Raw genomic sequence first — 25,809 nt, forward strand, 5'->3', positions numbered from 1 at the left:
AGGCGACCTGTCAGTGACTGAACTGACGCCATCGCCGGCAAGCCGCCTCCCACGGGGTATGCATTCAGTCAGTCACTTTCGTTTAGGCCCACGTTTTGCGCGTCTTGCGGACTTGTGTATAACGATGAGCGCAGAGCGTGGGGACGATCAGATATCTCAGGTGCGCTGATCGTGCCCATGCTCTGTGTCACCCCCAGGGGTGCGGCACTCATCGGATAATCCGCCAATCCTGACGAATTAATTGACAGTTTCCCGAACTGCGACTGATATACGTCTTGTCACGCCGTTGCGAGCATTCGCTCCAGACTTCTCATCATCCCCAAAGGCTTCCCCTTCTATCGACCCGCCTGTCGCGGTCGTCGGGCGGTAGCTTTGTCCGTTCGAATTTCCTGACGCCATTCAGAAGGCAGACATCATGGAGCTGAATCCTGCGAACAGAGCCGGCGATTCGTCGTCGATCATTTCCTTCGATAAATCCACCGTGGTCGTGCTGGTCGCGATCAGCCTGATTCTGGTCGAGACCTTTTCCGGGGCCTTGCGCTTCTATTTCGACAAGGCCGGTATCAGCCCGCTGCTCTATCTGCCCAAAGTCGCCTGCATCCTGTTGTTCGCGCTGGAGCTGCGGACCTTCAAGGCCGGACGCCTGTTCTGGACCTTCGTCATCGTGTGGGCGGTTTCCGGGCTGATCGCCATGCTGCACCGCGCCAGTCCGCACAATCTGGCCTTCAGCCTGTTCGCCCTGAGCCCTCTGGTGTTCGGCCTGGTGTGCAGCGAGCACCTGATCCATCGCAGAAAGATACTGTGCTGGGCCATCGGCTTCTGCCTGCTCGCCTCGCTGGCCGGGGTGGCGCTGGACAAACTCACCGCCGTGCCGTGGAAGGGCTACAGCTACAACGTCGGCGAAACCGAGCTGAGTGCCAACACCACGTGGAGCGCGGACGACGTGGACCGCGTCGCAGGCTTCGCTCGGGTGTCCAATGTGCTGTCGATCCTGATCGCTTTTTACACACTGTACCTGTTCATGTTCCTGCGCTCGCGACTGGTAATGATGCTGCTCAGTGCGGTGGCACTCTACGCCATCGTGCTGACTACCAGTAAAGCGCCGGCCGGGGCGTTCGCCCTGACCATGGGCCTGTTGATGATTCAGCGCATGAGCTGGACCTGCCGGATTCTATGCGTGCTGGTGGTATTCATCGGGCTGTTGCTGCCAACGCTTGGCATGGTCATGAGCTTCGACGCACTCACGGTCAGCAGCAGCGGCAGCTCGCTGGCATCGCTCTATGACCGGCTGATCAACACCTGGCCCAACGTGATCAATGCCCTGATCCGCGAAGGCTGGGTGCTGACCGGCGCAGGCTTCGGCATGGTCGGCAGCACCATGGGCATTTTCCCGGTGGAAGGCTCTGAAATCTTTCTCGGTATGGACAACTCGGCCCTGTACCTGTGGGCGATGCTCGGCGTGGTCGGCGGGTTGCTGTACACCCTGCAGATTCCACTGCTGTTCAAGCTGATCGAGGATGAAAGCCGAGTCGGTCGCATGCTGCTGTCGATCAGTGTCTGCTGGTGCCTGATCAGCTGGACCACGGACATGTTCGAAGTCGCCGTGGCCAATCTGTTTGCAGGCCTGGCCATCGGTTATGTCATCACCGCAAAGCAGGAGGCCATGACGTCCAGACCGGCCGACCTGCACCTGACCGCCCTGCCGAACCTGCGCTGAAGAGGCCGCCATGAAGCACGCTTTACGCCACACCGCGTATCTCCTGCTGCTGGGCTGCCTGAGCGGCATGCCTGTGGCTCACGCCGAATCGCCCTTTATCGTCGGCATCGCGACGCACTTGATGAACTTCGACCGCAAGCTCAAACAACCACTGGACCTGACCGCCCAGGCCGGCTTCAACTCGGTCAAGGACGACGCTTTCTGGTCAACCGCAGCCCCTTACCCTCACGAGTTGCGCATCACCGACAACTGGCGCAACTACCTGACCATCGCCCGCGAGCTGGAGATGAGCCGGCTGGCGATACTGGGTTACAGCACCTACTTTCACGACAACAAGAAGCCCCGGGACCCGGTGGTGATGAGCGCGTTTCTGAATTACGTCGATTACGTCACCCGCCAGTTGGGCAACCGCATCAGTTACTACGAGATCTGGAACGAGTGGGACCTGGAGGCCTCCGACGACCCTCAATTGGCGCTGGACTACGTGACGCTGGTGCAGAAAACCGTGCCCGTGATTCGCAAGAACACACGCAACGTCACCGGCCCGCCAGCGAAGATTCTGGCAGGCTCGGTGACGCCCGACGGCATGAGGCTCGGTTTCGCCGACCCATTGATCGAAAGCGGCGCGCTGGACCTGGTCGACGGTCTGTCCGTGCATCCCTACGTCCACTGCTCGGCAACCGATGGCAATACACCTGAAGCCTGGGTGGGCTGGATGGCCGACTACGAGCAGTACATCCGCACCAAGGCTGGTCGAGACGTGCCGATCTACCTGACCGAAATGGGCTGGCCCAGCCATCAGGGGCCATGCGGCAAGAGTGAGACAACCCAGGCGTTGTACATGGCGCGGATCTACTTTCTGGCCCGCACCATTCCCAACGTCAAAGGCATGTGGTGGTTCGACCTCTACAACGACGGCCCGGATCGCTATGACCAGGAACACAACTTCGGCCTGCTCAACGAAGACCTTTCGCCCAAACCCGCCTACATCATGATGAAAGCCATCGCGCCGGTGGTTCGCGACTTCACTTACGACGCTCAGGCCAGTTCGCTGGAGCCGAACCTCTATCAGCTGCACTTCACCAAGGGCAACGAGCGGGTGCTGGTGGCCTGGGCCATCGGCAAGCCGCGTGATGTGCAGGTGGTCAGTCAGGCCAGCATGAACGGCCCGGTACGCATGATCGACACCGCCTATGCCGAACGCGGAGAAGTGGACAGTCGTCAGTCCTGGAGCTGCGAAGGTGGTCAGTGCTCGGCGTCGATCAACCTGATCAACTTTCCCAAGATCATCCGGCTGAACCCGTTGAGTCATGGCGGGCAGATGGTTCGGAAGGAATAGTTCGCGAGGACTGACGACCAGGCAGCACCTGGCCGACTGAAAAAACACCACTTTGCGGGAAGCCCCACCACGTCTTCGACGAAGCGCTTTCGCACAGCAAACCCGGACTGTGGGAGGCGGCTTGCCGGCGATGAACGATGGCGTGATTTTCCTGACATACCGCGTCGACTGCATCGCCGGCAAGCCGCCTCCCACGGTCCGGAGTTTGCCGTAAGACCTGGCGGAATCCGCCGCTCAATCACCCCGATCATCCACTGGCCGGCACTCTCCCATGGACTTCAGAAAAGACATCAATGGCCTGCGTGCCATCGCGGTTCTCGCTGTGCTGCTGTTCCACTTCCATCCCGCCTGGCTGCCGGGCGGCTTTGCCGGGGTGGATGTGTTTTTCGTGATTTCGGGCTACCTGATCACGGGCATCATTCTGTGCGGCTTCCAGAATGGCACCTTCAGCCTGACTGCATTCTATCGATCACGGGCGCGGCGCATCATTCCGGCATTGGCGGTGGTGTGCATCGCCTTGCTGGCGCTGGGCTGGTTCTACCTGCTGCCGCTGGATTACAGCGCTCTGGGCACGCATGTCGCGAGCAGCCTGGGCTTCGTCTCCAACTTCATCTACTGGCGCGAAGCGGGTTATTTCACTGCCAATGCCCATGAGAAATGGCTGCTGCATACCTGGTCGCTGTCGGTGGAATGGCAGTTCTATCTGCTGTACCCGATCACCTTGCTGGTGCTCAGTCGCTTCGTGGCGCTGAGGAATCTGCGCTGGTGGATTCTGGGCGGCAGCGTGATCGGCTTCGCGCTGTGCGTGTTTGCTTCAGCACGCTGGCCCGAGGCGTCGTTCTATTTGCTGCCGACCCGGGCCTGGGAGTTGCTGTTGGGCGGCGTGGCCTGCCTGTTTCCCTTCAAGCTGCGCAGCGCTCAGAAGCGCATGCTGGAAGGCGTCGGGCTGGCGCTGATGATGGCGAGTTTCTTTCTGGTGTCGGTGCAGGACCTGTGGCCGGGCTATCTGGTCCTGTTACCTGTGCTGGGAACATTCGCAGTGATCATCGCTGCCCGGCAGGACTCGTTTCTGACCACCAATGCGCTGTCGCAATGGACCGGCAAGCTGTCGTACTCGCTGTACCTCTGGCACTGGCCGGTGGTGGTGCTGATGAACTACGCCGGCTGGCTGGGCGATACCGATAATGTGCTGCTGGGCATGAGCGCGGCCTTCCTGCTGAGTGTGGCTTCGTACGGCCTGATCGAAAGGTCCACAGGTCGTTGGCGCGAAGGTGCCCGCTGGAGGTTCGCCACTCTCGGTACGCTGGTCGGCATGGTGTTCGTCGGCGGCGCGGCAGTGAGCGCGACACAGGGCGTGGTCTCGCCGATGCGCGAGATCAGCCTGTCCGAAAAAGCGTCGTTCATTCAGGACTACGTCAATCGACAGCAGAATCTGTACGAGCCTTACTGGCTCAAGTGCGACGCGTTTTCTGCGTTCACTCAGCGCGGGCAGTCGGGCATCGATGAGTCGTGTACGCGCAAACAAGGCGAAGGCGGCGTATTCCTGTGGGGCGACTCACATGCACAGGCGTTGTCGCTCGGTCTGCGCACCCTGCTGACCAGAGACACGCCGTTCTATCAGGTCGCGTCCGCCAGTTGCCGTCCCAGCCTGAGCGTCCATCAAGGCCGCACATCGCCGACCAGCCGGGCCTGCGACTATTCCAACAGACTGGCCCTGCACAGCATCGAAACGCTGCACCCCGATATCGTGGTCATCGCGCAAAAGGACGGACACGACAAGACCGACTGGAACGGCATCGCGATCCGGCTCAAGGGTTACGGCGTGAAACACGTGGTGCTGATCGGTCCTCTGCCCCAGTGGAGTCCGTCGCTGCCCAGCGTCATCGCCAGCCGCCATTGGGGGCTGAATGAATCACACATCAGCGACCCGGCCCTCGACCAGAGCGTCATGGCGGTGGATCAGGCGACCCGGCAACTGGCGGCATCGGCGGATATCCAGTTCGTCTCCCTGATCGACAAACTCTGCGTAGCCGATGCCTGTCTGGTGCGACTCGAGGATACCGACTCGCTGCTGCAGATCGATTCGGGCCATCTGAGCACCGAAGGCTCGCTGTTTGTGGTGAAGAACTATGTGCTGCCGGAGTTGGTGAATTAGCGCCGTGTGCTGCGTCCGCTCAGCGTGCCCGAGATCCCTGATCGTTCCTACGCTCCAGCGTGGGAATGCAGCTCAGGACGCTCTGCGTCCGCTCCATGCACTCAATCACCTGCCTGCAAACGCTCGGCAAACCTCACCAGCTCGGCCAGTGAATCGGCTTCCATCTTGCGCATGACCGAGCCGCGGCGGACTTTGACGGTGATTTCGCTGACGTTAAGGCGGGCGGCTATCTGTTTGTTCAGCAAACCGGCGACCACCAGCGCCATGACCTGCTGCTCGCCCGCATTGAGGCTCGCATGCCTGCGCTGCAGCTCGGCTTGCACCGCCGCGTTCTGACGCCGCACGCGGTCCAGCGCCAGGCCCTGCTGAATGGCGTCCAGCAGGTCCTGCTCGCGAAACGGTTTGGTGAGAAACTCCACCGCACCGGCTTTCATGGCGCGCACCGACATCGGAATGTCGCCGTGCCCGGTGATGAAAATGACCGGCAGAAAAATCCCCGAACGCGCCATCTGCTCCTGAAAATCCAGACCGCTCATGCCCGGCATGCGGATGTCCAGAATCAGGCAACCCGGCGCATCGGGCCGGGGCGTGTCCATGAACTGCTGGGTGGAGCCGAACAGCAGGCTGCGCAGCCCGACCGAGGCCAGCAAGTCTTCCAGCGAAGTGCGCACCGACAGGTCGTCGTCGATCACGTAGATGATCGGCTCTTCAGCCTGCGCAGCGGGGTCGGTCGTGTTCATCAGGTGTCCATCTTTCCGGTGGGCAGAGTGAAGTGAAACGTAGCACCGACTGACGGCTCGGGCATCACCCAGATGCGCCCGCCATGTGCTTCGATAATCGACCGGCTGATCGCCAGACCAATCCCCATACCCTCCTCCTTGGTCGTGTAGAACGCATCGAAGATGCGATCAATGTTTTCCGGCGCCACGCCCATGCCATTGTCACGCACCGAAAACTTCACCTCTCCGCCTGCGTTCACATCCACCTTCACCGCCAGCCGCGCCTGACCGGGCTCGACCCTGCGCATCGCGTCCACCGCGTTGAGCATCAGGTTCAGCAGCACTTGCTGGATCTGAACCCTGTCTGCCAGCAGCGGTGGCAACCCTTCCGACACCTCGACCGTAAGCGCGACCTGCTGCTCGTCGATTTCACTGTGGGCCAGCGATACGATTTCGGCCACGGTATCGGCCACGTTGATCCATTCCTTGTGCGCCGCCGAGCGCTTGGCGAGCGCCCGCACCCGCACGATGATATCGCCCGCCCGGTTGGCATCGCCGATCATGCGCGCCAGCGCCTGCCGCGCCCGGTCCAGATTGACCGGCTCGGCAGCCAGCCAGCGTGTGCACGCATTGCCACTGGTGACGATGGCCGACAGCGGCTGATTGATTTCATGGGCGATGGACGCAGTCAGCTCACCCAGCATGTTGACCCGGGCGATCTGCGCCAGTTGTGAGCGCGCCTCGTGAACGGAGCGGATTGCCACCGCCATGCGCAGCGCCAGATAGGTCACCATCGCAATCGCCGCCAGACTGATAATGCAGTTGATCAGCGCCGCCTCGCTGCCTCGGGAAATCGTCAACTCGTAGCTGAGCACCGTCAGCGCCATACAGGTCAGCGCGATGGCGATCACACCGGCAACCGGCAGAAACCGGACCGCCATGAGCACCACGGCGATCTGGAACACACCGACGGCAATTTCCAGATCGGTCAGGGTGTCGGCAATCGCGATCACCACGGCCAGCCCAAGCAAGGCGGCCAGCCGAATCGCCATCGCAGCTTTGCCAAAGGATTCAGGCTCGCGCATCTGCAACCTCTCGCTCGTTCAAAGGGCCAGCGCAGTATGCGCCGACACGCCTCAGGATGGGTTATCCAGACTGAACTGATCCGCCAGTTCATCGTAGGCGAACAGCTCGGCGTAACGTCCCCACTGCGTTACCGAGTCGAGCGTCTGGCGGGCATCGCTTTCGGACATGAAGTCTTCCAGTTGATCCCGAAAGCGGCGTGCAGGAGCCGTGTGCGTCGAACGATCATCCAGCACCCGGCGAATATGCGCCACCAGCGGCACGAAGCTCAGCAAGTGCTGGGCGAACAGATGCTTGCGCTCATCCACGTCCGCCAGTGCATAACGGTTGGCCGCAGGCAGCAAACGAATGTCGCCGCCCTTGAGTTCGGCGAAACGCAGCAGTTGCAGGACTTCGGCAATCGGGAACAGCTCGTCCGCGTTGTAATGCAGCGCACCGGCCAGCTCCGGCAGGTCGGCCTTCATGCCGTAGGGCGGCGCATGAATCGCCTCGATCAGACCGGCCAGCGCGTTGGTGGACACGTGCGGCAGCACCATGCCCAGCCCGGTTCCCGGGAACACGCCCTGACGGGTTTCGCCTGCGTCACTGTCCTGGGTCATCAGCACGTAGATGTCTTCGACCAGCGCCTGAAAGACCGGGTCCTGACGGTTGCGCGGCTGTGGCAGATCCACCTTGATCTCACTGATCACCCGCCCCGGATTGGACGAGAACAGCAGGATGCGATCACACATCAGCACCGCTTCGGCGATGTTGTGCGTCACCATCAGGATCGACTTGATGGGCATGCGGCCTTCGCTCCACATGTCCAGCAGATCGGTGCGCAGGGTTTCGGCGGTCAGCACGTCGAGCGCCGAGAACGGTTCGTCCATCAGCAGCACATCCGGGTCGATCACCAGCGCACGCGCCATGCCGACCCGCTGGCGCATGCCGCCCGACAGCTCCTTGGGATAGGCGCTCTCGAAACCGTCCAGACCGATCAGGTCAATGGCCGCCAGCGCCCGCTTGCGGCGCTGTTGAGCCGGAACGCCCTGAGCCTCAAGCCCGACCTCGACGTTTTCCAGCACCGTCAGCCACGGAAACAATGCAAAGCTCTGGAACACCATGCCCACCGACATGGCCTTGCCCGGCGTGCGGTTAGGAAAAGTCACTTGCCCATCGGTCGGCACCACCAGCCCTGCAATGGAGCGCAGCAGCGTGGATTTGCCCGAGCCGGAGCGGCCCAGCAGGCCGATGATTTCGTTTTCGTTGAGTTGCAGCGTCACATCGTCCAGCACCAGCCGCTCTTTGCTGGCCTTGCCGTACACATGACGAACCTTCTGCACATCCACCAGGCAACGCTTTTCGACAGCCATCATCGTGGCATCCTCCACACACAATCACACAAGACTCAGACGTCGCTCGGCGAACCCGTACAGCGGGCGCCACAGCAACCGGTTGAACGCGATCACGAAGATCGACATGACGGCAATGCCCAGCGCGACCCGTGCGTAATCACCCGCCTGAGTGGCGTTGGCGATGTACGAACCCAGGCCGGCAGCCTCCAGATGCTTGTCGCCCCAGGACACGGCCTCGGCGACGATGCTGGCGTTCCACGAACCGCCAGACGCTGTCAGCGCGCCGGTGACGTAATACGGAAACACACCCGGCAACGCCACCCGACGCCACCACTGCCAACCACGCATGTTGAACAGGGTGGCCGCTTCGCGCAGGTCGGTCGGCAAGGCGCTGGCCCCTGCGATGACGTTGAACAGGATGTACCACTGGGTGCCGAGCACCATCAGCGGCGACAGCCAGATATCGGGGTTCAGGTGCAGGCCGACAATGGCGATCACGGCAAACGGAAACAGCACGTTCGCAGGAAAGGCCGCCAGAAACTGCGCGACGGGTTGCAGCCGCTCGGCCCACACCGGGCGCAGACCGATCCACACGCCAATCGGCACCCAGATCACACTGGCTACGATGATCAGCACGATCACCCGCAGCATGGTGGTCAGTCCCAGTCCGAGCGCGGTGGCCAGATCGCCGAACCCGAGCGATGCTTCGATGAACCGGAACAGGCAGATGCTGGCGGCCAGACAGCCAGCAATCACCAGCCCAAGCCAGGCAGTATCGAGGAACCGGCTGACACCCGGCGCAGGCTTGACGTTCCAGAAGCGCGTCAAACCGCGTCCATTGATCAGCATCAGGCCCTTCCAGGGCGCGGCCAGCACAGTGCCCAGCAGCGGCGCGAGTCGGGAGCGGCCCAGCAGGCTGTACATCCACGAGCGTGGGCGCTTTTGCGATGCGGTCTGCTCGAAGCGAAACTTGTCCGCCCAGGCCACGACCGGCCGGAACAGCAACTGGTCGTAGGCCAGAATCACCAGCGCCATGGCCGCGACGGCCCAGGCAATCGCCGTCAGGTCTTTCTGCTCGATCGCCAGCGCCAGCCACGAGCCGATGCCGGGCAGATTGACGGTGGTGTCGCCGACCGAAATCGCCTCGCAGGCCACCACGAAGAACCAGCCGCCGGACATTGACATCATCATGTTCCAGACCAGCCCCGGAATGGCGAACGGCAGTTCCAGACGGGTGAACCTGAGTACCGGCGACAGGCCGAACTGACGACTGACTTCACTCAGGTCATTGGGCACCGTGCGCAGCGACTGATAAAAGCTGAACGCCATGTTCCAGGCCTGGCTGGTAAAAATGGCAAAGATCGCCGCGCATTCGACGCCCAGCTGCCGCCCCGGAAACAGGCCGATGAAGAAGGTCACGGTAAAGGTCAGAAAGCCGAGCACCGGGACCGATTGCAGAATATCCAGCGCCGGAATGATCACCTGTTCGGCCTTGCGGCTTTTGGCGGCCAGTGTGGCCACGACCAGGGTGAAGACCAGCGATGCCGCGAGGGCGATGAACATGCGCAGCGTGGTGCGCAGTGCGTATTCCGGCAGGTTCGCCGGGTCCAGGGTCATCGGGCTTGAGGTCAGCAGCGACAGCGGCTGGAACATCTGTCCGACACCGTGCAGCAGCAACGCAACGACCATTGCCAGCAGGCCCAGGCAGACGATATCGACCCCATAAGGTGCGCGTGTTCTGGCGTCGCCATATCGGGAGACTCGCAGACGCTTGCCGGACTCGAAAATAGACTGCATGGACTCACCTCGACGCGGCTGCACGGGTACGCGCCGGCAGCGTTTCAGAAAACGGACTGTCAGCGGATACATAAAAAAGGGCAGTGAGTGTTTAACCACTCGTTGTATAAAAGCTTATAGACTTTTGACCGGTGTTTAAAACCTGCAAACGTAGACGCTGCAGACCCGAAAGTATGAGTGTCATATACGAAGGTATATAAAGGCTTAGCGGCCAACGGCGTATGAATAAACCACGAAAGGATAGTGAATGAAGGTAGTTCGTTTTCTCGTCCTGACGTGCGCCTGGGCCTGTTTTCAACCCACCGCACTGGCTCAGCCGTACGTGGCGGCCAGCACAGAGTGGCGCCCCTTCATTTATACCGACGAATACAACACGCTGCGAGGCGTCTCGACCGATATCGCTCGTCAGGTCTTCAAACAGGCGGCCATTGATGTGCAGTTTGTGTCCTATCCGGCCAACCGCATGCAAGTGATGCTGGACAAAGAACAGATCGATATCAGTTATGCCGAGTCACCCAGCTGGACCAGCGAAAACGACGCGAGCAAGTATGTATTCTCGGTGCCTTATCTGGCGGTACGCGAACACTTGTACTTTGCCGCAGATGATCCGCTTTCAAATGAGCCCGTGAGTAAACTGCGCAATGTAACGATCGGCATGATCCGGGGGTATACCTACCGCGCGCTGGACACAGCCTTTGAGGAAAAGCGCATCACCAGGCTTGAAACTTCGGAGGACTCGGCGCTGCTGGAGTTGCTCGCCAACAAACGCGTGAATGCCGTCGCCATGGTCGATGACCTGTACGACTACCTCGCCACTACCCATCAGATAGATCCCGACCGATTCCGGCGAGGCGCTCTGCTGAATGAGTCGAGTCTGTCGATCATGCTGTTGAACAGGCACGCCTCGCTACTGCCGAAGATCAATGCCGCGATCCTCGACATGCAGCGCCGCGGCGAACTGCAGCGCATCCGCGACGCTTACCTGCCCAACGCATCGACGAAGGCATGCGTCAGCGGCGGCAAGTCCTGCTGAACGCGATTTTGTGGGAGATGCCCCTGTGTATCTGGCACAGCGCTGTCTTGCAGCAAAGACGGGACCGTGGGAGGCGGCTTGCCGGCGATGAACGATGATGCGATTTTCCTGACATACCGCGTCGACTGCATCGCCGGCAAGCCGCCTCCCACCATCCGGTGTTTGCTGCGTGACAGCGTTACGTCGACGTGGTGGCGCCTCCCACAGCAAGGGTGTTTCCTGCGAGGCAGCGCGCCTCACAGGTTCCCCTTACATTCAGCCATCACACCCGGAAGTGGCTGACCAGCATTTGCAACTGCCCACCCAGGCGCGCCAGTTCGACGCTGGAGGCGGCGGTTTCTTCGCTGGCTTCTGCGGTCTGCTCGGACACGTCACGCACATTGACGATGCTGCGGCTGATCTCGTCGGCCACTGAACTTTGCTGCTCGGCGGCAGCAGCGATCTGCTGGTTCATGGCCTGAATGTTGGACACGGTCCGGGTGATGCTTTCCAGCGACACACCGGCCTTGCGGGTCAGCTCGACGCTGCTATCGGTCAGCGTGCGGCTGCCGAGCATGATTTCCGACACCTGACGGGTGCCGTTCTGCAGACCGGCGACCAGGCTTTCGATTTCCTCGGTCGATTGCTGAGTGCGCTGCGCAAGGCCTCGCACTTCGTCAGCCACGACAGCAAATCCACGACCTGCCTCGCCAGCGCGTGCTGCCTCGATGGCGGCGTTGAGCGCCAGCAGGTTGGTCTGTTCGGCCACGGCCTTGATCACGTCCATGACCTTGCCGATCTTGTCGCTTTCCTGCTCGAGTACGGTCATCGCGTCGGATGAGCGCACGACCTCGGCAGCCAGACGTTCGATCTGGCCGATGGCCTCACCCACCACCTTGTCACCGGCGCGAGCTTCCTTGTCGGCATCGGCGGCAGCAACGGACGCCTGCTCGGCGTTGCGTGCAACCTCGTGCACCGTGGCCGACATTTCATGCATGGCGGTGGCAACCTGATCGGTCTCGACCTTCTGGCTGTTCACGCCAGCGCTGGTCTGTTCAGTGACCGCCGAGAGTTCTTCAGCCGCGCTGGCAATCTGCGTTACGCCATCGCGAATCCCGGAGATCAGATCCCGCAGGGTTGCACCCATGCGCTGAATGCCTTGTTGCAACACGCCCAGTTCATCGCGACGAGTAACGACTTCGTTGTGCGTCAGGTCGCCAGAGGCAATGCGGTCGACAATCGCCAGGGTTTCCTGCAACGGACGCGTAATCTGACGCGTGATGATCACCGCAGCCAGAATGCCGAGGACCAGCACCAGCAGGATGCAACCGATCTGCAGGCTACGCGCCTGAGCGGTATCGTCATCGCCAAGCTTCATTTGCAGGTCGTACAGCTCATCGCCCAGCTTGACGATGGTTGCGCCCTGCGTGGTCAGGTCCTTGCGCACGGTTGCAGCTTCGACGGTCGTGGCCTTGAAGGCTTCGACCGAACTGCGATAGCTGCGCAGTCCGTTTTCCAGCTGCGCGACTCTGGCCGCGCCAAACGTGGATTTGAGGCCGTCCAGGTGCTGGATGGCGGTGTCCAGTTGCTGGAAGGCGGCCTTTTCTGATTTGTCGTCAGGCTTGCCGGTGTAACCGCGCACTTCATAAAGCACCAGCGTCAGGTCCTGCCGAGCGGTGTTCACCCACTGGACCTGATCGAAGCGGGCCGGGTCCGATGGGTCCATCTGCAAAACGGCACTGTTGAGCGCATCGATCGACTGTGTGGCCGTCGTGGCATTGGCCGTCATCTCGGCACGCACTCTGGCGCTGGTCTGGTAGACCGCCCGCATCTGGTTCAACGATGCTTCATAAGCGCGAATGACGTCGGTGAGCTGACTGAGAGGCTTGACGTTGACCGGGTTGGTGAACGTGCTGAGCAGCGATTGCTGGTGCTTCTTGAAGGTATCCAGCTTGCCCTGCATGTTCTGCGCTGCAGTTTCGTCGCCATCGGTCAGCATGTACTGCAGACGGGCAATGCGCAGGTCGGTCAGTTTGTTACCGAGTTGGGTGATGTCACCGATTCTGTCGGTGCGGTAGATGAGTTTGTCGAGGCTGGTCCAGCCGACGAGCGCGAGTATGGCAGTGAAGAAAAGGACTGCCCCAAAGCCCAGGGCCAACTTCATGTTGACGCTGATGTTCGCAAAGCTGCTGTTCATGCAATCTCCTGAATATGCTTTTTATGCGCAACGAAAGAGCTGAAGATTTGTTTTTATGAACAGCAAACCTGCGCGCCAGAGCTATCGGCCGACATCAGGCATAACTTGACCAAAAAGACAGAATCAGCGGCAAGAGCGCTGATTCAGGGAGATTCGCTGTGCGTCGACACAGCGATTTGACGTGGCAAAAGGGGAAGCGCGAGAAGCCGCCTCCCACAAAAGCGTGTTCGTTCAGCAGAGAACGTTTATTCAGCCCGAATCACGCCCCCAGCTTGAAGCGCGACACCACCGAGCGCATTTCGCTGGCGACGCGGCCCAGTTCGCTGGCCGTGGTGGCGTTGTTCTCGATGCCCTGCATCAGCGTGCCCGAACTGGTGCGGATGCCCATCACGTTGCGGTTGATGTCTTCGGACACGGCATGCTGTTGCACGGCGGCGCTGGCGATCTGGGTGTTCATTTCCACGATCCGCTCCACGCCCTGACTGATGCTCGACAGACTGCCCGAGGCTTCGCCAGCGGCACTGATGCACGCCTGTGCTTTTTGCTGACCGGCCTGCATCTGCTGCACGGCAGCCTCGGTCGCACCCTGCAACTGCTGGATGATGTTGCGGATTTCTTCGGTCGACGACTGGGTACGCGACGCCAGCGTGCGCACCTCATCGGCCACCACCGCAAAGCCACGGCCCTGCTCACCGGCACGCGCCGCTTCGATGGCCGCGTTCAGCGCCAACAGGTTGGTCTGGTCGGCGATGGTGCTGATCACCTGGATCACGCCACCAATCGACTGGCTGTGCAGCGCCAGCGCCTGGACTTTCTGAGCGCTGAGTTCCACTTCTTCTGCCAGAGCCTGGATGGTCGAATGCGCCTGATGCATGACGCGCAGCCCGGTGCGTGATGCCGTGTTCGCTTCGTCGGCGGCCTGCGCGGCACCTTCGGTGTTTTGCGCAACGTCGGCGACACTGGCGGTCATTTCGTTGATGGCGGTCGCCACCTGTTCGGTTTCGGCCTGCTGGGCGTTCATCGACTCCTTGGCCAGACTGATGGAGTTGCCCAGACGCGCAGCCACTTCGGACAGCTCGTAAGAGGTGCGATCCATGTGCGAGATGGAGCCGGAGAAGGCTTCGGCCATGAGATTCAACCCTGTGCCGATATCGGCCACCTCGTCCTGGCTGGTCACATTGACACGTGCGCTCAGGTCACCGTCAGCCAGACGGCGTGTGACGTCAAGCAAACCGTCGATGGCCAGACGCAAGGCCTTGTAGATGCTGCAGAACGCATAGAGCAGCAAAAGGCCCATGATCACGCACATGCCGATGACGATTTCGCGCTGCAGCAGCAGTGCGTCGTAACGTGTGTCCAGTTCGCCTTGCAGCGATGTCTGGATTTCGTCCTGTGCCTTGTAGAACCCAGCAACCACTGCGTTGCCACGAGCACTGAACGATAGCCCTTGTTGAGCCGACAGGGAGGTGCCCGATACATAAGCCTTGAGGTCATCGCGATAGCTGTCCATCGCGGCAATGGCGGCTACGACCGGCGCGTTGACGCGTTCAGTCAGCTCAGGCGCACGACGCTTGAGCAAGCGGATGCTCTGTTCCAGTTCAAGCCGGGTTTGCGCTTCCTGTTTGAACAGGCTGTCGAGCGAACTTCGCATGCCGGGGCTCAGATTCTGGCCGGTGCTCAGGGCGGCAGATATTCCGCGGATCTGCCCGGCCATATTGATCTGGCGCGGCATGCGGATGGTGCTCAGGTCGATCAGAAACAGCGACGCATAGTCTTCATCCAGCACCAGCCCGGACGTGGCCGACAGGTAATAAATGAAGTTGAGCGTCTGGGTCAGTTGCTCATTCCACTGAGCGAACGCTTCATCCGGCGATGCACCAGGCTTTACGCCATCCATGATGGTACGAGCGCTGTCACGCAGGCGTTGCACGCGGTTTTCAGTCTCCAGCGTGCGGCCCTGGCGAGCGTCCATGTCGGCCAGATTGGCGAACGCCGTTTCCAGTTGAGCGCGATTGGCAACAAAGTCTTGAGTGGCCGAAGTATCGCCCGTCAACACGCGGTTGGTCATTGCGCGCTGCAGCATGGAAAGGCGCAATACCGGTGTCACAACGTGCAAGTATTCACGACCCACACGCTCTTGCGCGACGGTGTCGATACTTGCGTTCAGGCTGTTGAACACACGCATTCCAAGCACAAGCAGCGGAATGACGATGATAATGGCAAGGACAGTGAACTTGGCAGGAAAACGCAGGCGGTTGGTCAGGTAGATACCGGGCGACAGGATATTCATATCGTTCTCTTTATAGTAAGGGGGCCTGATCCGGCTGAAAGAACTCCCTTCTTTACGTCGCGACAGATGGCAGTAAGTCACGTTTACAAATGGGAGGGTGTACCGACCAAGTGAAGGCATTGTGACATCACTTCAGAGCTTGCCCCGATTGGTTAGTTCAATGGGGGTCATGCAATCTGATACCGGCCTATCGGCGTGCTGGCGATAAACGTGAGGAGGGGAAACCGACAAAAACCGAGCATTTGTCAACGTACCGAACCACCACCTTGTGTAACTCACTGTTTCCAGTAGTTACCGGCGGGAAAGCAGTCGTGAGGGATTATTCGGAATCGTCTCTGGCGCCGTCCCGATTCTTTTTGAAACCCCGGAGATTGATGACGCAGAGACCTGCCTGGAGCACGATCAGCGCATAGGCATGGGCGTGAAGGCCCCAAATGATCCAGAGGAAGTTGCTGAAGATGAAGCACCAGAAGGCGAGCATGCGCCTGGCAGGTCGTTGCGACCCGATGAACCAGGCTGCCAATAACGTCACGGCCATTGCGGGCCACTGAATCAGATCGATCACATCACCTCCATCCACCATCGTGCGACATCGAACCTGCACGCTGGTGAACGTCTATCACCTACTCAGCCATCTAACCTTACGCTCGTTTCCACTCCACATTCGAAAGCCCCAGTTTCTCGGCCTGAGGTTTGCTCAGCTTTGGCACCCTGTCGGAACGGTACTTGGGAATCGCGCCAAACCCTGCATCAACCGTCGCCCAATGCCAGGCTTCCTGATTGTCCATGTCGACGGCCCTGATGTAGAAGGTCTTATAGCTACCGTGCAATAAATAATCGATCCGGTAGTGTTTTTCATCAGCCATTTTGTTACTCCTGCTTTGTCCACTCGCAAAACAGATCGTGCTCATTTCAAAAAATTCCCAGTATTTTAGAACCTGTTTTAAGCGATATCATATAGCCATGACTCGAGTGCGCTCATCTGGATTAAAACGAATCAACTTAATTCATAGTTATTGTTAATAAGTGCAAAAAAGTCGGTGTCCCGAGAGGGTTCCGGTCAACAGGATGCACTCCCCGTCATCCGGGGCTATCCGCCGTTTCTTCAAACTTTCTCACCGACAGGTGGGAAATAACGAAATTCTATTGAACTCGGTTTTTTCAACCATTCATCCCGTCACTGCATAGTTTTGAGCAACGTTCTTCGCCTCGCTCTTTCATAACCCATGACTGCACCGCATCGTGTTCAACCCGTGGACACATGCTTACCGAAAGAGTCAGCCTGAGGAAATGATATGTTCATACATAACAAGCGCCTTCAGTACACCGTACGTGTAGCCCGTCCGAACCCGGGGCTTGCCAACCTTCTATTGGAACAATTCGGCGGCGCGCAAGGCGAGCTTGCCGCAGCAGGCCGCTACTTCACCCAGGGCCTGAGTGAAGACGATCCAGGTCGCAAGGATCTGTTGATGGACATCGCGACAGAGGAACTGAGCCATCTGGAGATCGTCGGCTCCATTATCGTGATGCTCAACAAGGGCGCCAAGGGCCAGTTGGCGGAAGGTATCGAGGAAGAAGGCGAGTTGTACCGGTCCCTGAACGGCGCTGGCAATGACTCCCATATCACCAGTCTGCTCTATGGCGCCGGAGCGCCGCTGGTCAATTCCGCAGGTGTGCCATGGACTGCCGCCTACATCGACACGATTGGCGAGCCGACCGCAGATTTCCGCTCCAACATCGCTGCCGAGGCACGGGCCAAGATCGTGTACGAGCGTCTGATGAACGTCACGGATGATCCGGGCGTAAAAGACGCACTGGGCTTTCTGATGACGCGCGAGATCGCTCACCAACTGTCCTTCGAAAAAGCCCTGCACGCCATTCAGCCCAACTTCCCGCAGGGCAAGTTGCCTGGCATGCCCGAGTTCACTAACAAGTACTTCAACATGTCGGGCGAACCCAATGTGCGCGGTGCGTGGAACCAGGGCGGCGAGTGGGAATACGTCGAGTCGCCACAACCGGCAGTGGATGGAGGCGACGGTTCGGCGTCAGTGACCTTGAGCGCGGACGATGCTCAGGTTCTGGAAGCCATGAAAGTCCGGACCATGTCCGACCCTGAGGCCAACCCCATTACCGGCGCGGACCTGGGATCGGGGTTTGTACAAGGCAAGGAAAGTTGATAACAGCGACTTAAACCGTTATTAAGGATGAGCATCATGAAAACAAACCGTACACGTGTCACGACGAAGATAGAGATCGGCAACGCCGTCTTTGATAAAGGACTTCAATCTTTTGATGCAGAGGCACGTTTGGCCCGTCGAGGTTTTCAAGTAGTGATGGCCACCAAAGTATTCGGTGTTGCGTCGCTGCTGGATAATAACTTACCGAGTCGATAACGCTGCCATCACCATGAACGGCCTCGTTTAACGGCGAGGCATGTTCAAGTCAATAAAATAACCGGCCTTGCGCCGGTTTTTTATGGATCAAAAGAAAAGTTATTAATGGCTGATCAGGAACCGTATCAAATAACCGCATGACGCAGTTCCTCAACAGAGGTCCCGGTCATGCGGCATCACTGCAAACGTTACTGTTTGGCAGCGTCACCGCCGTGAGCGGCGGCCAGTTTTTTGGCTTCTGTCAGATGCTTTTCCAACGTCGGCAGTGTCTTTTCTGCAAACGCTTTCACATCAGGGTCGGTCCCTTCAGCCGCCTGTTCCTTGAACAGTTTGATGGTTTGCTCGTGCGCCATGACCTGATTGTTTGCGTAGGACCTATCAAACGACTCGTCGCGCAAATCGAGAATCATCGCCTTCGCCTTGTCCATCAGCATGGCGTCGTCCGCCACTTCAAGCTTTTTGGTTTGAGCGATTTTCTTCAGCTGCTCATTGGCTTCTGTGTGTTCTTTTATCATGTGCTCGGCGAATGTTTTCACATCCGCTGAGGCGCTTTTCTGTTGGGCCATTTTGCCCGCTTCAACCTCTGCAATGCCTTTGGCAGCAGCGTTATCTACAAAGTCTGCGGAGTCATCAGCGGCCAAGGCCACCTGCGAACCCAGCGACAGCATCACAGCAAGAGCGCTCATACGAAAATAGTTGGTCATTTTCGGTCATCCTTTTTTATGGGCCAGATACGTCGTCGATGACGACACGACTTTTACGACCCCTCTCGAAAATCTGCGTTCAGCCTTTTTGACGGTCGGCCTGCGCGCCTTCAACCAGGCTGCAACTGGTCGGGTGGCATGCCGTTTTTTTGGAACGGGGAAGCACGCGCTCTGTCCATCGGCAAATAACCGGGCAGCAAGCAGCGTGTCCCGAATGAACAATAAAGACGGCAGGTTCAAGCATGAAGATCGTCAACGACGTGGTGTCGTATCTGCACAATGAAAAGTTGTTACTCGTCACTGCCGAATCCTGTACGGCAGGCGAGATCGTCACGCTGCTGGCGCAGGTTCCCGGCAGCGGCTCGCTGATCGAATGCGGATACGTGGTGTATTCCCCTGAAGCCAAACAGCGAGTACTCGGCGTCAAACCCGAGACCATCGAGCAGTTCAACCTGACCAGTTGCGAGGTCGCTCGGGAGATGGTGAAGGGTGCGCTGCATGAAAGCCCTGCAAATGTGGCTGTCGCGACCACGGGCATCTGCGGTCCTGACGATGTGGACGGCATACCCGCCGGAACCGTCTGCTTCGCCTGGGGTTTTGTGAAGGATGGACAGCAACACATCGTCAGTCGTCAGCATCGCTTTCAGGGAGACAGGGAATCGGTCCAGCATCAGGCCGCGTTATATGCGCTTGAGCACATTCCGACGTTTCATCGGCAATGCAATTGATTCGACCAGCAAAACGCCACCCATCGGCCACACGCAAAAAACGCTGAATTTTCCAAACGGCCCGGCACTCTTTTTTCAATAGAACAACAGAAAGTCTCGTGCGACCGCTTCTCTCGTGACTCTCAACTGCCGAGGTACGATTTTTATGACGTCTCTTCAGCTGATGACAGGTAACACTGTCGTCAAACCGACTGTAGTGGAAGAAGAATCAAAGGCTGTCTATCAGTCCTTGTTGAGTGAGAGCACTGACGAGTCGCGGCACGAGGCAGTCGCTTTTCTTGAACACTGCCTTGCGATGGCAGACCGGGAAAATTGCGAGTTGCCACCGCAACCGGAAGCGCTCGAACACTGGATCGAGCAGAACGTCGGCGAGGTCGCCGAGCAATACGCGACTTATCTGGAGCAGCGCCGCTCAGGTCAGCCGCGCCGTTTCTTCAAGAACAAAGCCCATGCGATGTATTTCATCCAGCAGGTCGCGCCCACCAAGCTGGTCGATGGCGCTTGGCTGTATGGTCTGCTGCCGCACTGGGCGGACTACCGTTTTCACGGGCTGATTCGCACCTACCTCGAAGAGCTGGGCGATGGCGAGCAGGCGCAGAATCATGTGTCGCTGTACCGCAAGCTGCTGGCCGATCTGGACTGCGACACCAACGTACCGCTGCAAGACGAAGCCTACCTGCAAGGCGCCATCCAGCTGGCGTTGGGGCAGTCGGGCGATGAGTTTCTTCCAGAGGTGATTGGCTACAACCTGGGTTATGAACAACTGCCGTTGCACTTGCTCATTACCTCGTTCGAATTGAACGAGTTGGGCATCGATCCTTACTACTTTACCCTGCACGTGACGATCGACAACGCCAGCACCGGCCATGCCCGTAAAGCTGCGCAGAGCGTCATGGCGCTGTTGCCGATGGGCCAGGAGCGTGACGCGTTCTACCGTCGGGTCGCCAGCGGTTACAAGCTCAACGAGCTGGGCATCGGTTCATCGGCCGTCATCCAGTCGTTCGATCTGGAGCAGGAAGTGATCGCCATGCTCGAGCGCAAACGCACTTTCGGCCAGCACATGCATTCCGACTACTGCCGCCTGGATGGCAAGACCGTCAACGAATGGCTCGCCAGCCCTGATCAGATTCCAGAGTTCCTCAGCGTTCTGGAAAACCGTGGCTGGATCAAGCGCCACGAAGACCCGATCCATAGCCGTTTCTGGCAACTGTTTGAAGGTGTCGGTGCACCGATGTTCGGCGTGTTCAACGGCTACGAAAAACAACTGGTGCACGATTGGATCGCCGGTGACTGGCTGCCGGACGGCAGCGCCCAGCCCAGCACAGGCAAGCGTCTGCCCGAAGCGTTTCGTTCAAGGTTCCGCAACCTGCCGGGCGGCGGCCAGCCTGTTCCCGCACAGGCAAGTGATGCCGCAGCAGACGCCGATCCGGACGTGCGCGAGCTGCACATGAAACTGGAGTCCGTGGCGGCAACCGAGAAAATGCCCGTGCTGATCGAAAGCCTGTCGCCCGCCCGCCATTCGAGCGCCGCAGGTCTGTACGCCACGCGCCTGTTCGTCTCGCACATGGCCGAGCGCATGACCGGAGTTCAAGCATGAGCCTGACCTTGCCGGACCGCACGGCACTCACCACCCTCGCCCAAAAACTGGCGGCGGGCGGTTATAGCTTCATCACCCCGACGCCACTCACTCACCAGCGTGTCAACGAACGTCCAGAAAATCGCACGGCCCTTTCGCTGCGTGATGTCTTCGGCTGGAGCCGGATCATTCCCGAGTCCATGCTGCCAGCCTCTGAAGCCCAGGGTCTTCTGGAAGCCGGGATTCTGCAGCGCAGCGAGGACGGCCTGAAAAGTCGGGTCAGGTTCTCGAGCCTGGATGATCTGCTTTTGGTGCATTCCGCGTACCCGACTCACGATGAAGATTCGGTATTTTTCGGGCCAGACACGTACCGTTTTGCACAGTCAATCAAAGCCCATCTGCAACGCACATCGCACTCTATAAAACGCGCGGTGGACATCGGTTGTGGCACGGGTGCAGGCGCGCTGCTCATTGCACAGGCGCGTCCTGATGCGCAGGTTCACGCGGTGGACATCAACCCCAGAGCCTTGCATTTTGCGCAGGTCAACGCCGCCATCGCGGGCATTGGAAATCTGACGTGCAACCAAAGCGATATCCTCACGGGTCTGACTGACAGCTTCGACCTGATTGTGGCCAACCCGCCCTACATGAAAGACACCCAGAAACGTGCCTATCGCCATGGTGGAGATTCGCTGGGTGCGGACCTTTCAGTGCGCATCGTGCACGAGTCCATCGACCGCCTCGCCCCTGGGGGTTCGCTGCTGCTGTATACCGGTGTCGCCATGACCGGCGAGCGGGATCCTTTTTTCGAAGCGGTCAGAGACGCTATCGATCACGCCGAACTGACTTGGACGTACCGCGAGCTGGACCCGGATGTGTTTGGCGAAGAGTTGCTTGAAGAGGGTTACGAAGAGGCCGAGCGGATTGCGGCGGTTGAATTGATCGTGACACGTCGGGGCTGAATCGGACTTATCCACAGCCTGAAGCATTCTCTGGAACCTCGTTTCACCCGCACGATGCCCGAACCCCTGTTCGGGCATCGTGCTCTCAGGGCACTGAAAAGCGTGGACGGACGGGCATCAAGTGTTATGTTATAACACTTAATCCCTCTTTGAACGCTGTTTCCCTGAGCCATCCGCCAGCCATGATCCGTTTCTTTTTTCGATCCAGAACCGCAGCCGCCAGCCTGCGCTGGAACGCATTTCGCGCGTTTTACGTCACTGCGGACCGGAGCTTCTGATGCTCGCGCTGGAGAATCTGGCCTGGGCACCGGAACAGGCGTCTGTCTGCGACCACGAACATTTTGCCCTCAAGGACATCGACCTGCAGATTGCCGCAGGCGAGTTCGTGGGGCTGATCGGTCCCAATGGAAGCGGCAAGACCAGTCTGTTGCGCTGCGCGTTCCGCTACAACCGCCCGCACAGCGGCAGCGTCACGCTGACCGACCATGACATCTGGCGCCGCAGCCCGCGCTGGTGCGCACAGCGTGTCGCGGTGGTTGCCCAAGAGTTTCCCAACGCCTTCGGCCTGACGCTGCTGGATGTCACCACGATGGGGCGCGCACCTCATCAGGGGTTTTTCGCAGCGGACAGTGCCGAAGACCGCGCCATCGTTCAGCAAGCGCTTAAAGCCGTCGGGCTGGAAGGCTATGAACAGCATCGTTTCGACACGCTGTCCGGCGGCGAAAAGCAGCGCTGTCTGCTGGCCCGTGCATTGGTCCAGCAACCGCAGTTGATGGTGCTGGACGAGCCGACCAACCACCTCGATCCGCGTCATCAGCTCGAACTGCTGGGGCTGGTCAGACAGCTCGGCGTGGCGACGCTGACCAGCATTCATGACCTGAACCTGGCGGCGGCGTTCTGCGACCGGTTGTACGTCGTGCACCACGGCCGGCTGGTTGCCCAGGGCACGCCCTGGGACGTACTGACCCCGGACCTGCTGCTCAGCGTATTCGGCGCCAAGGCGCTGGTCGATTGTCATCCCCTGCGTGATTACCCACGCATCACCTGGATTCCCTGAAATGAAGCCTTTGTTGACCTGGCTGACCCTGTCCGCACTAACGATCAGCCCGATGGTGCACGCCCAAGCCACGAACTATCCGGTCAACGTGCAAAGCTGCGACCGCTCGGTGACGTTCAACGCTGCGCCGCAGCGTGCCGTCAGCAACGACGTCAACCTCACCAAAATGATGGTCGCGCTGGGCCTGCAATCTAACATGGTCGGCTATAGCGGCATTACCGGATGGAACAAACCCGATCCCGCGCTGCTGCACGATCTGGGCACGCTGCCCGAGTTATCCAGCAAATATCCGTCCGTGGAAAACCTGCTCAACGCCAACGCCGATTTCTATTTCGCCGGGTGGAATTACGGCATGCGGGTCGGCGGCGACGTCACGCCGCAGAGCCTGGCCACGCTGGGCATCCAGACCTACGAGCTGACCGAATCCTGCGCGCAGATCATGCCTCGCGCCGAAGCGACGCTGGATGACGTGTACAACGACCTGCTCAATCTGGGTCGCATATTCAATGTGCAGGACCGGGCACAGGCGCTGGTAGCCGACATGCAGAGCCGGGTGAGTCGGGTCCATGAGCAACTGGCGAGAAAGGCGCCTCCACGAGTCTTTCTGTACGACAGCGGCGAAGACCGGCCCATGACTGCCGGGCGTCTGGCCATTCCGCAAGCGCTGATCCGCGCAGCGGGCGGAAGCAATGTCATGGGCGATGTCGCGGCCAGCTGGACCCATGTGAACTGGGAGTCGGTGGTGCAGAGCAATCCCGAAATCATCGTGATCGTCGACTATGGCGAAGTCAGCGCCGCACAAAAGCAGCAATTTCTGGAGAACAACCCGGCCCTGCAATCCGTCGATGCGGTTCGCAACAAACGCTACGTCGTATTGCCCTACGTCGCCGTCACGCCGGGCATCGATAACGTTGCGGCCATCGAAACCCTGGCGGCGGCCTTTCACGACGTGGCGCGATGACCCTGTCGCAGTGGCTCACGGAACGGCGAAGCCGCTACACCGGTTTGCTGATCGCTCTCACAGTTGTGCTGCTGATCTCGTGCCTGGTGTCTGTCACCTTCGGCGCAGCGCCTGTGCCGTTGGAGCAGGTCATCGGCATCCTGACGCTCAAACTGTCAGGCGCCGGTCATGAGCCACACCTCTGGACGGCAGGACAAGAGACCATCGTCTGGCTGATCCGCATGCCGCGTGTGTTACTGGGCGCTCTGGCAGGCGCGGGTCTGGCGCTCATAGGTTGCGTGCTGCAAGCCGTGACCCGCAACCCGCTGGCCGATCCGCATCTGTTGGGAGCCACTTCGGGCGCCACACTCGGCGCCGTGATTGTGGTCATGCATATCGGCGAAATCCTCGGCATGCTGACCTTGCCCCTCGCCGCGTTCGCAGGCTCGCTCGCCAGCCTGATCATTGTGCTGTCGCTGTCCAGCCGCAACGGCCGCCTCGACAGCCAGCGGCTGCTGTTGAGCGGCGTCGCCGTGTCATTCGTCATGATGGCCATCGCCAACCTGCTGCTGTTTCTGGGCGATCACCGCGCCAGCTCTTCCGTGCTGTTCTGGATGCTGGGCGGCCTTGGCCTGGCTCGCTGGGAACTGCTGCCAGTGCCACTGGTGACCGTGCTGGCAGGCTGGATATTGCTGCAGGGACTCGGCCGAGCGCTGAACGCCCTGATGGCAGGCGATCAGACCGCCGCAAGCCTGGGCCTGCAAGTTCGAAACGTCCGCCTGCTGGTGTTTCTGATCGCCTCGCTGATGACCGGCGTACTCGTCGCCCTGTGCGGCTCCATCGGCTTCGTCGGCCTGATGGTGCCGCACATCGCCAGACGCCTCGTGGGCTCGGAACACAGACGGCTGCTGCCGGTTGCAACGCTGCTGGGCGCGCTGCTGATGGTCTGGGTGGACGTGGTATCGCGCACGTTGATTGCGCCTGAAGATCTGCCCATCGGGATTTCGACGGCGTTGCTGGGCGGGCTGTTTTTTATTTTTATGATGAGGCGGGGTTGAGGCAGCGGCTCATCAAGAGGGCCTGCGACGATTTCACCTCATTACCGCAAGCGTGCTCCATTGTTTAAAGATGAGTCGATGAACCAATAACAGAAAAGTATGACTATCCGGCAACACCACGACTCAATGACGCTCACGCCAGAGCCCGTTCAGGGCTCATCAGGTCCTCGGCTAGTTCCTAGCCAAAGGCCACTACTTAATAAGCCTCACTAATACCGCCCATCAGAACTGAGAATTGGTCAGTGCGCGCCCGGCTGGGTAACACTGAAAAAAAGAGGAACCTGTCTGATGAATGTAGTGACTGCTTTTGCTCTAAGTCTGGCCGCCGGTTTTGCAGTTCCGTTACAGGCCGGGACCAATGCAAGATTGGGCGTCGCCTTGGGACATCCTTTGTTGGCGACCACTGTTTCATTGATCGTCAGTCTGATCGCCGTGGTTGGCGTGATGTTGATTTTCAAGGTTCAGCGTCCGTGCCTGATGGCGCTGCAAGGTACGCCCTGGTGGGCCTGGCTGGGCGGAATAGCCGGCGTTTTCTACATAACAACTGCCCTGTTGATGGCGCCAAGAATGGGCACGCTCAACTTCATGATGGCGGTCATTGTCGGGCAATTGATTATCTCGTTGGTGATTGATTACTTCGGACTGGTGGGCCTGCCACGACAGCCTGTCAGTGGACAGAGAGTGATCGGTGCGCTGGTGGTTATTGCAGGTTTCCTGATCACCATTAGAAGTTAGTTAGACGGTCTGG

Annotated in this window: 22 protein-coding genes and 2 pseudogenes; 13 read left to right on the plus strand and 11 right to left on the minus strand. The window is 59.5% G+C overall.

The genetic code is table 11. The features are described 5' to 3' along the window. Nucleotides 1-415: 415 nt before the first annotated feature. The 3 genes from AO065_RS09340 (at nucleotide 416) to AO065_RS09350 (ending at nucleotide 5,211) form a co-directional block, all read left to right on the plus strand. Nucleotides 416-1,717, plus strand: coding sequence for a hypothetical protein (locus AO065_RS09340; protein ID WP_004882378.1), 1,302 nt, complete (start codon nucleotides 416-418; stop codon nucleotides 1,715-1,717). Nucleotides 1,718-1,727: 10 nt separating this feature from the next. Continuing rightward, complete coding sequence (locus tag AO065_RS09345; protein WP_004882379.1) at nucleotides 1,728-3,056, plus strand: glycoside hydrolase family protein; 1,329 nt, start codon at nucleotides 1,728-1,730, stop codon at nucleotides 3,054-3,056. 271 nt (nucleotides 3,057-3,327) lie between these two features. Beyond that, entirely contained in the window at nucleotides 3,328-5,211 is a 1,884-nt protein-coding gene (locus tag AO065_RS09350) for an acyltransferase family protein (protein WP_004882380.1), read from the plus strand. A 101-nt stretch (nucleotides 5,212-5,312) separates the two neighbouring features. On the opposite strand, the gene AO065_RS09355 is transcribed toward AO065_RS09350, so the two are convergent. The 4 genes from AO065_RS09355 to AO065_RS09370 are packed head-to-tail and all read right to left on the minus strand — an operon-like array spanning nucleotide 5,313 to nucleotide 10,144. Further along, nucleotides 5,313-5,951, minus strand: a complete 639-nt coding sequence (locus AO065_RS09355; RefSeq protein WP_004882381.1) for a response regulator transcription factor — start codon at nucleotides 5,949-5,951, stop codon at nucleotides 5,313-5,315. Then, on the minus strand, nucleotides 5,951-7,015 hold the full coding sequence (locus AO065_RS09360; RefSeq protein WP_032651045.1) for a sensor histidine kinase: 1,065 nt from the start codon (nucleotides 7,013-7,015) through the stop codon (nucleotides 5,951-5,953). The genes AO065_RS09355 and AO065_RS09360 overlap by 1 nt, the downstream gene beginning before the upstream one ends. A gap of 51 nt (nucleotides 7,016-7,066) precedes the next feature. Further along, entirely contained in the window at nucleotides 7,067-8,368 is a 1,302-nt protein-coding gene (locus AO065_RS09365; protein ID WP_004882383.1) for an ABC transporter ATP-binding protein, read from the minus strand. 21 nt (nucleotides 8,369-8,389) lie between these two features. Beyond that, the gene (locus tag AO065_RS09370; protein ID WP_004882384.1) at nucleotides 8,390-10,144 is read right to left on the minus strand and encodes an ABC transporter permease; all 1,755 of its coding nucleotides are present in this window, start codon (nucleotides 10,142-10,144) and stop codon (nucleotides 8,390-8,392) included. A gap of 247 nt (nucleotides 10,145-10,391) precedes the next feature. On the opposite strand from AO065_RS09370, the gene AO065_RS09375 reads away from it, so the two are divergent. Beyond that, entirely contained in the window at nucleotides 10,392-11,177 is a 786-nt protein-coding gene (locus AO065_RS09375; protein ID WP_004882385.1) for a substrate-binding periplasmic protein, read from the plus strand. Nucleotides 11,178-11,439: 262 nt separating this feature from the next. Here the strand turns inward: AO065_RS09375 and AO065_RS27760 are convergent, their stop codons facing one another. The 6 genes and pseudogenes from AO065_RS27760 to AO065_RS09395 all read right to left on the minus strand — a co-directional run bounded on the left by AO065_RS27760 (nucleotide 11,440) and on the right by AO065_RS09395 (nucleotide 16,509). Further along, nucleotides 11,440-12,303 carry a methyl-accepting chemotaxis protein gene (locus AO065_RS27760; RefSeq protein WP_406656106.1) on the minus strand — a complete coding sequence of 288 codons (864 nt, stop codon included), beginning with the start codon at nucleotides 12,301-12,303 and terminating at the stop codon, nucleotides 11,440-11,442. Nucleotides 12,304-12,342: 39 nt separating this feature from the next. Further along, nucleotides 12,343-13,353: pseudogene (locus tag AO065_RS27765) on the minus strand (methyl-accepting chemotaxis protein); the annotation flags it as partial. A 259-nt stretch (nucleotides 13,354-13,612) separates the two neighbouring features. Then, nucleotides 13,613-14,482, minus strand: a complete 870-nt coding sequence (locus AO065_RS27770; protein WP_412778741.1) for a methyl-accepting chemotaxis protein — start codon at nucleotides 14,480-14,482, stop codon at nucleotides 13,613-13,615. After that, a pseudogene (locus AO065_RS27775) lies at nucleotides 14,483-15,763 on the minus strand (HAMP domain-containing protein); the annotation flags it as partial. 199 nt (nucleotides 15,764-15,962) lie between these two features. Next, on the minus strand, nucleotides 15,963-16,226 hold the full coding sequence (locus tag AO065_RS09390) for a hypothetical protein (protein WP_004882388.1): 264 nt from the start codon (nucleotides 16,224-16,226) through the stop codon (nucleotides 15,963-15,965). A 58-nt stretch (nucleotides 16,227-16,284) separates the two neighbouring features. After that, nucleotides 16,285-16,509 carry a DUF6555 family protein gene (locus AO065_RS09395; protein ID WP_004882389.1) on the minus strand — a complete coding sequence of 75 codons (225 nt, stop codon included), beginning with the start codon at nucleotides 16,507-16,509 and terminating at the stop codon, nucleotides 16,285-16,287. Nucleotides 16,510-16,938: 429 nt separating this feature from the next. On the opposite strand from AO065_RS09395, the gene AO065_RS09400 reads away from it, so the two are divergent. Together AO065_RS09400 and AO065_RS09405 are read left to right on the plus strand one after the other, a co-directional pair. Beyond that, on the plus strand, nucleotides 16,939-17,820 hold the full coding sequence (locus AO065_RS09400; protein ID WP_004882390.1) for a manganese catalase family protein: 882 nt from the start codon (nucleotides 16,939-16,941) through the stop codon (nucleotides 17,818-17,820). Between the two features lie 36 nt (nucleotides 17,821-17,856). After that, the gene (locus AO065_RS09405; RefSeq protein ID WP_004882391.1) at nucleotides 17,857-18,036 is read left to right on the plus strand and encodes a hypothetical protein; all 180 of its coding nucleotides are present in this window, start codon (nucleotides 17,857-17,859) and stop codon (nucleotides 18,034-18,036) included. A gap of 188 nt (nucleotides 18,037-18,224) precedes the next feature. On the opposite strand, the gene AO065_RS09410 is transcribed toward AO065_RS09405, so the two are convergent. Continuing rightward, a complete protein-coding gene (locus AO065_RS09410; protein WP_004882392.1) occupies nucleotides 18,225-18,740 on the minus strand; it encodes a DUF4142 domain-containing protein in 516 nt (171 codons plus the stop codon). A gap of 242 nt (nucleotides 18,741-18,982) precedes the next feature. On the opposite strand from AO065_RS09410, the gene AO065_RS09415 reads away from it, so the two are divergent. The 7 genes from AO065_RS09415 (at nucleotide 18,983) to AO065_RS09445 (ending at nucleotide 25,796) form a co-directional block, all read left to right on the plus strand. Next, entirely contained in the window at nucleotides 18,983-19,468 is a 486-nt protein-coding gene (locus AO065_RS09415; protein ID WP_004882393.1) for a CinA family protein, read from the plus strand. A gap of 145 nt (nucleotides 19,469-19,613) precedes the next feature. Next, on the plus strand, nucleotides 19,614-21,065 hold the full coding sequence (locus AO065_RS09420) for an iron-containing redox enzyme family protein (protein ID WP_004882394.1): 1,452 nt from the start codon (nucleotides 19,614-19,616) through the stop codon (nucleotides 21,063-21,065). Further along, nucleotides 21,062-22,006, plus strand: coding sequence for a methyltransferase (locus AO065_RS09425; RefSeq protein WP_004882395.1), 945 nt, complete (start codon nucleotides 21,062-21,064; stop codon nucleotides 22,004-22,006). Before AO065_RS09420 ends, AO065_RS09425 begins: the two co-directional genes overlap by 4 nt. A 277-nt stretch (nucleotides 22,007-22,283) precedes the next feature. Beyond that, nucleotides 22,284-23,063 (plus strand): ABC transporter ATP-binding protein, encoded by a 780-nt coding sequence (locus tag AO065_RS09430; RefSeq protein ID WP_004882396.1) that lies wholly within the window; start codon nucleotides 22,284-22,286, stop codon nucleotides 23,061-23,063. A gap of 1 nt (nucleotide 23,064) precedes the next feature. Continuing rightward, nucleotides 23,065-24,024, plus strand: a complete 960-nt coding sequence (locus AO065_RS09435; protein WP_004882397.1) for an ABC transporter substrate-binding protein — start codon at nucleotides 23,065-23,067, stop codon at nucleotides 24,022-24,024. Further along, entirely contained in the window at nucleotides 24,021-25,061 is a 1,041-nt protein-coding gene (locus tag AO065_RS09440) for a FecCD family ABC transporter permease (RefSeq protein WP_004882398.1), read from the plus strand. The genes AO065_RS09435 and AO065_RS09440 overlap by 4 nt, the downstream gene beginning before the upstream one ends. Before the next feature lie 288 nt (nucleotides 25,062-25,349). Further along, a complete protein-coding gene (locus AO065_RS09445) occupies nucleotides 25,350-25,796 on the plus strand; it encodes a DMT family transporter (RefSeq protein ID WP_004882399.1) in 447 nt (148 codons plus the stop codon). The last annotated feature ends 13 nt before the right edge of the window (nucleotides 25,797-25,809 follow it).

The sequence above is a fragment of the Pseudomonas viridiflava genome, from assembly GCF_001642795.1.
Lineage (GTDB): Bacteria > Pseudomonadota > Gammaproteobacteria > Pseudomonadales > Pseudomonadaceae > Aquipseudomonas > Aquipseudomonas viridiflava.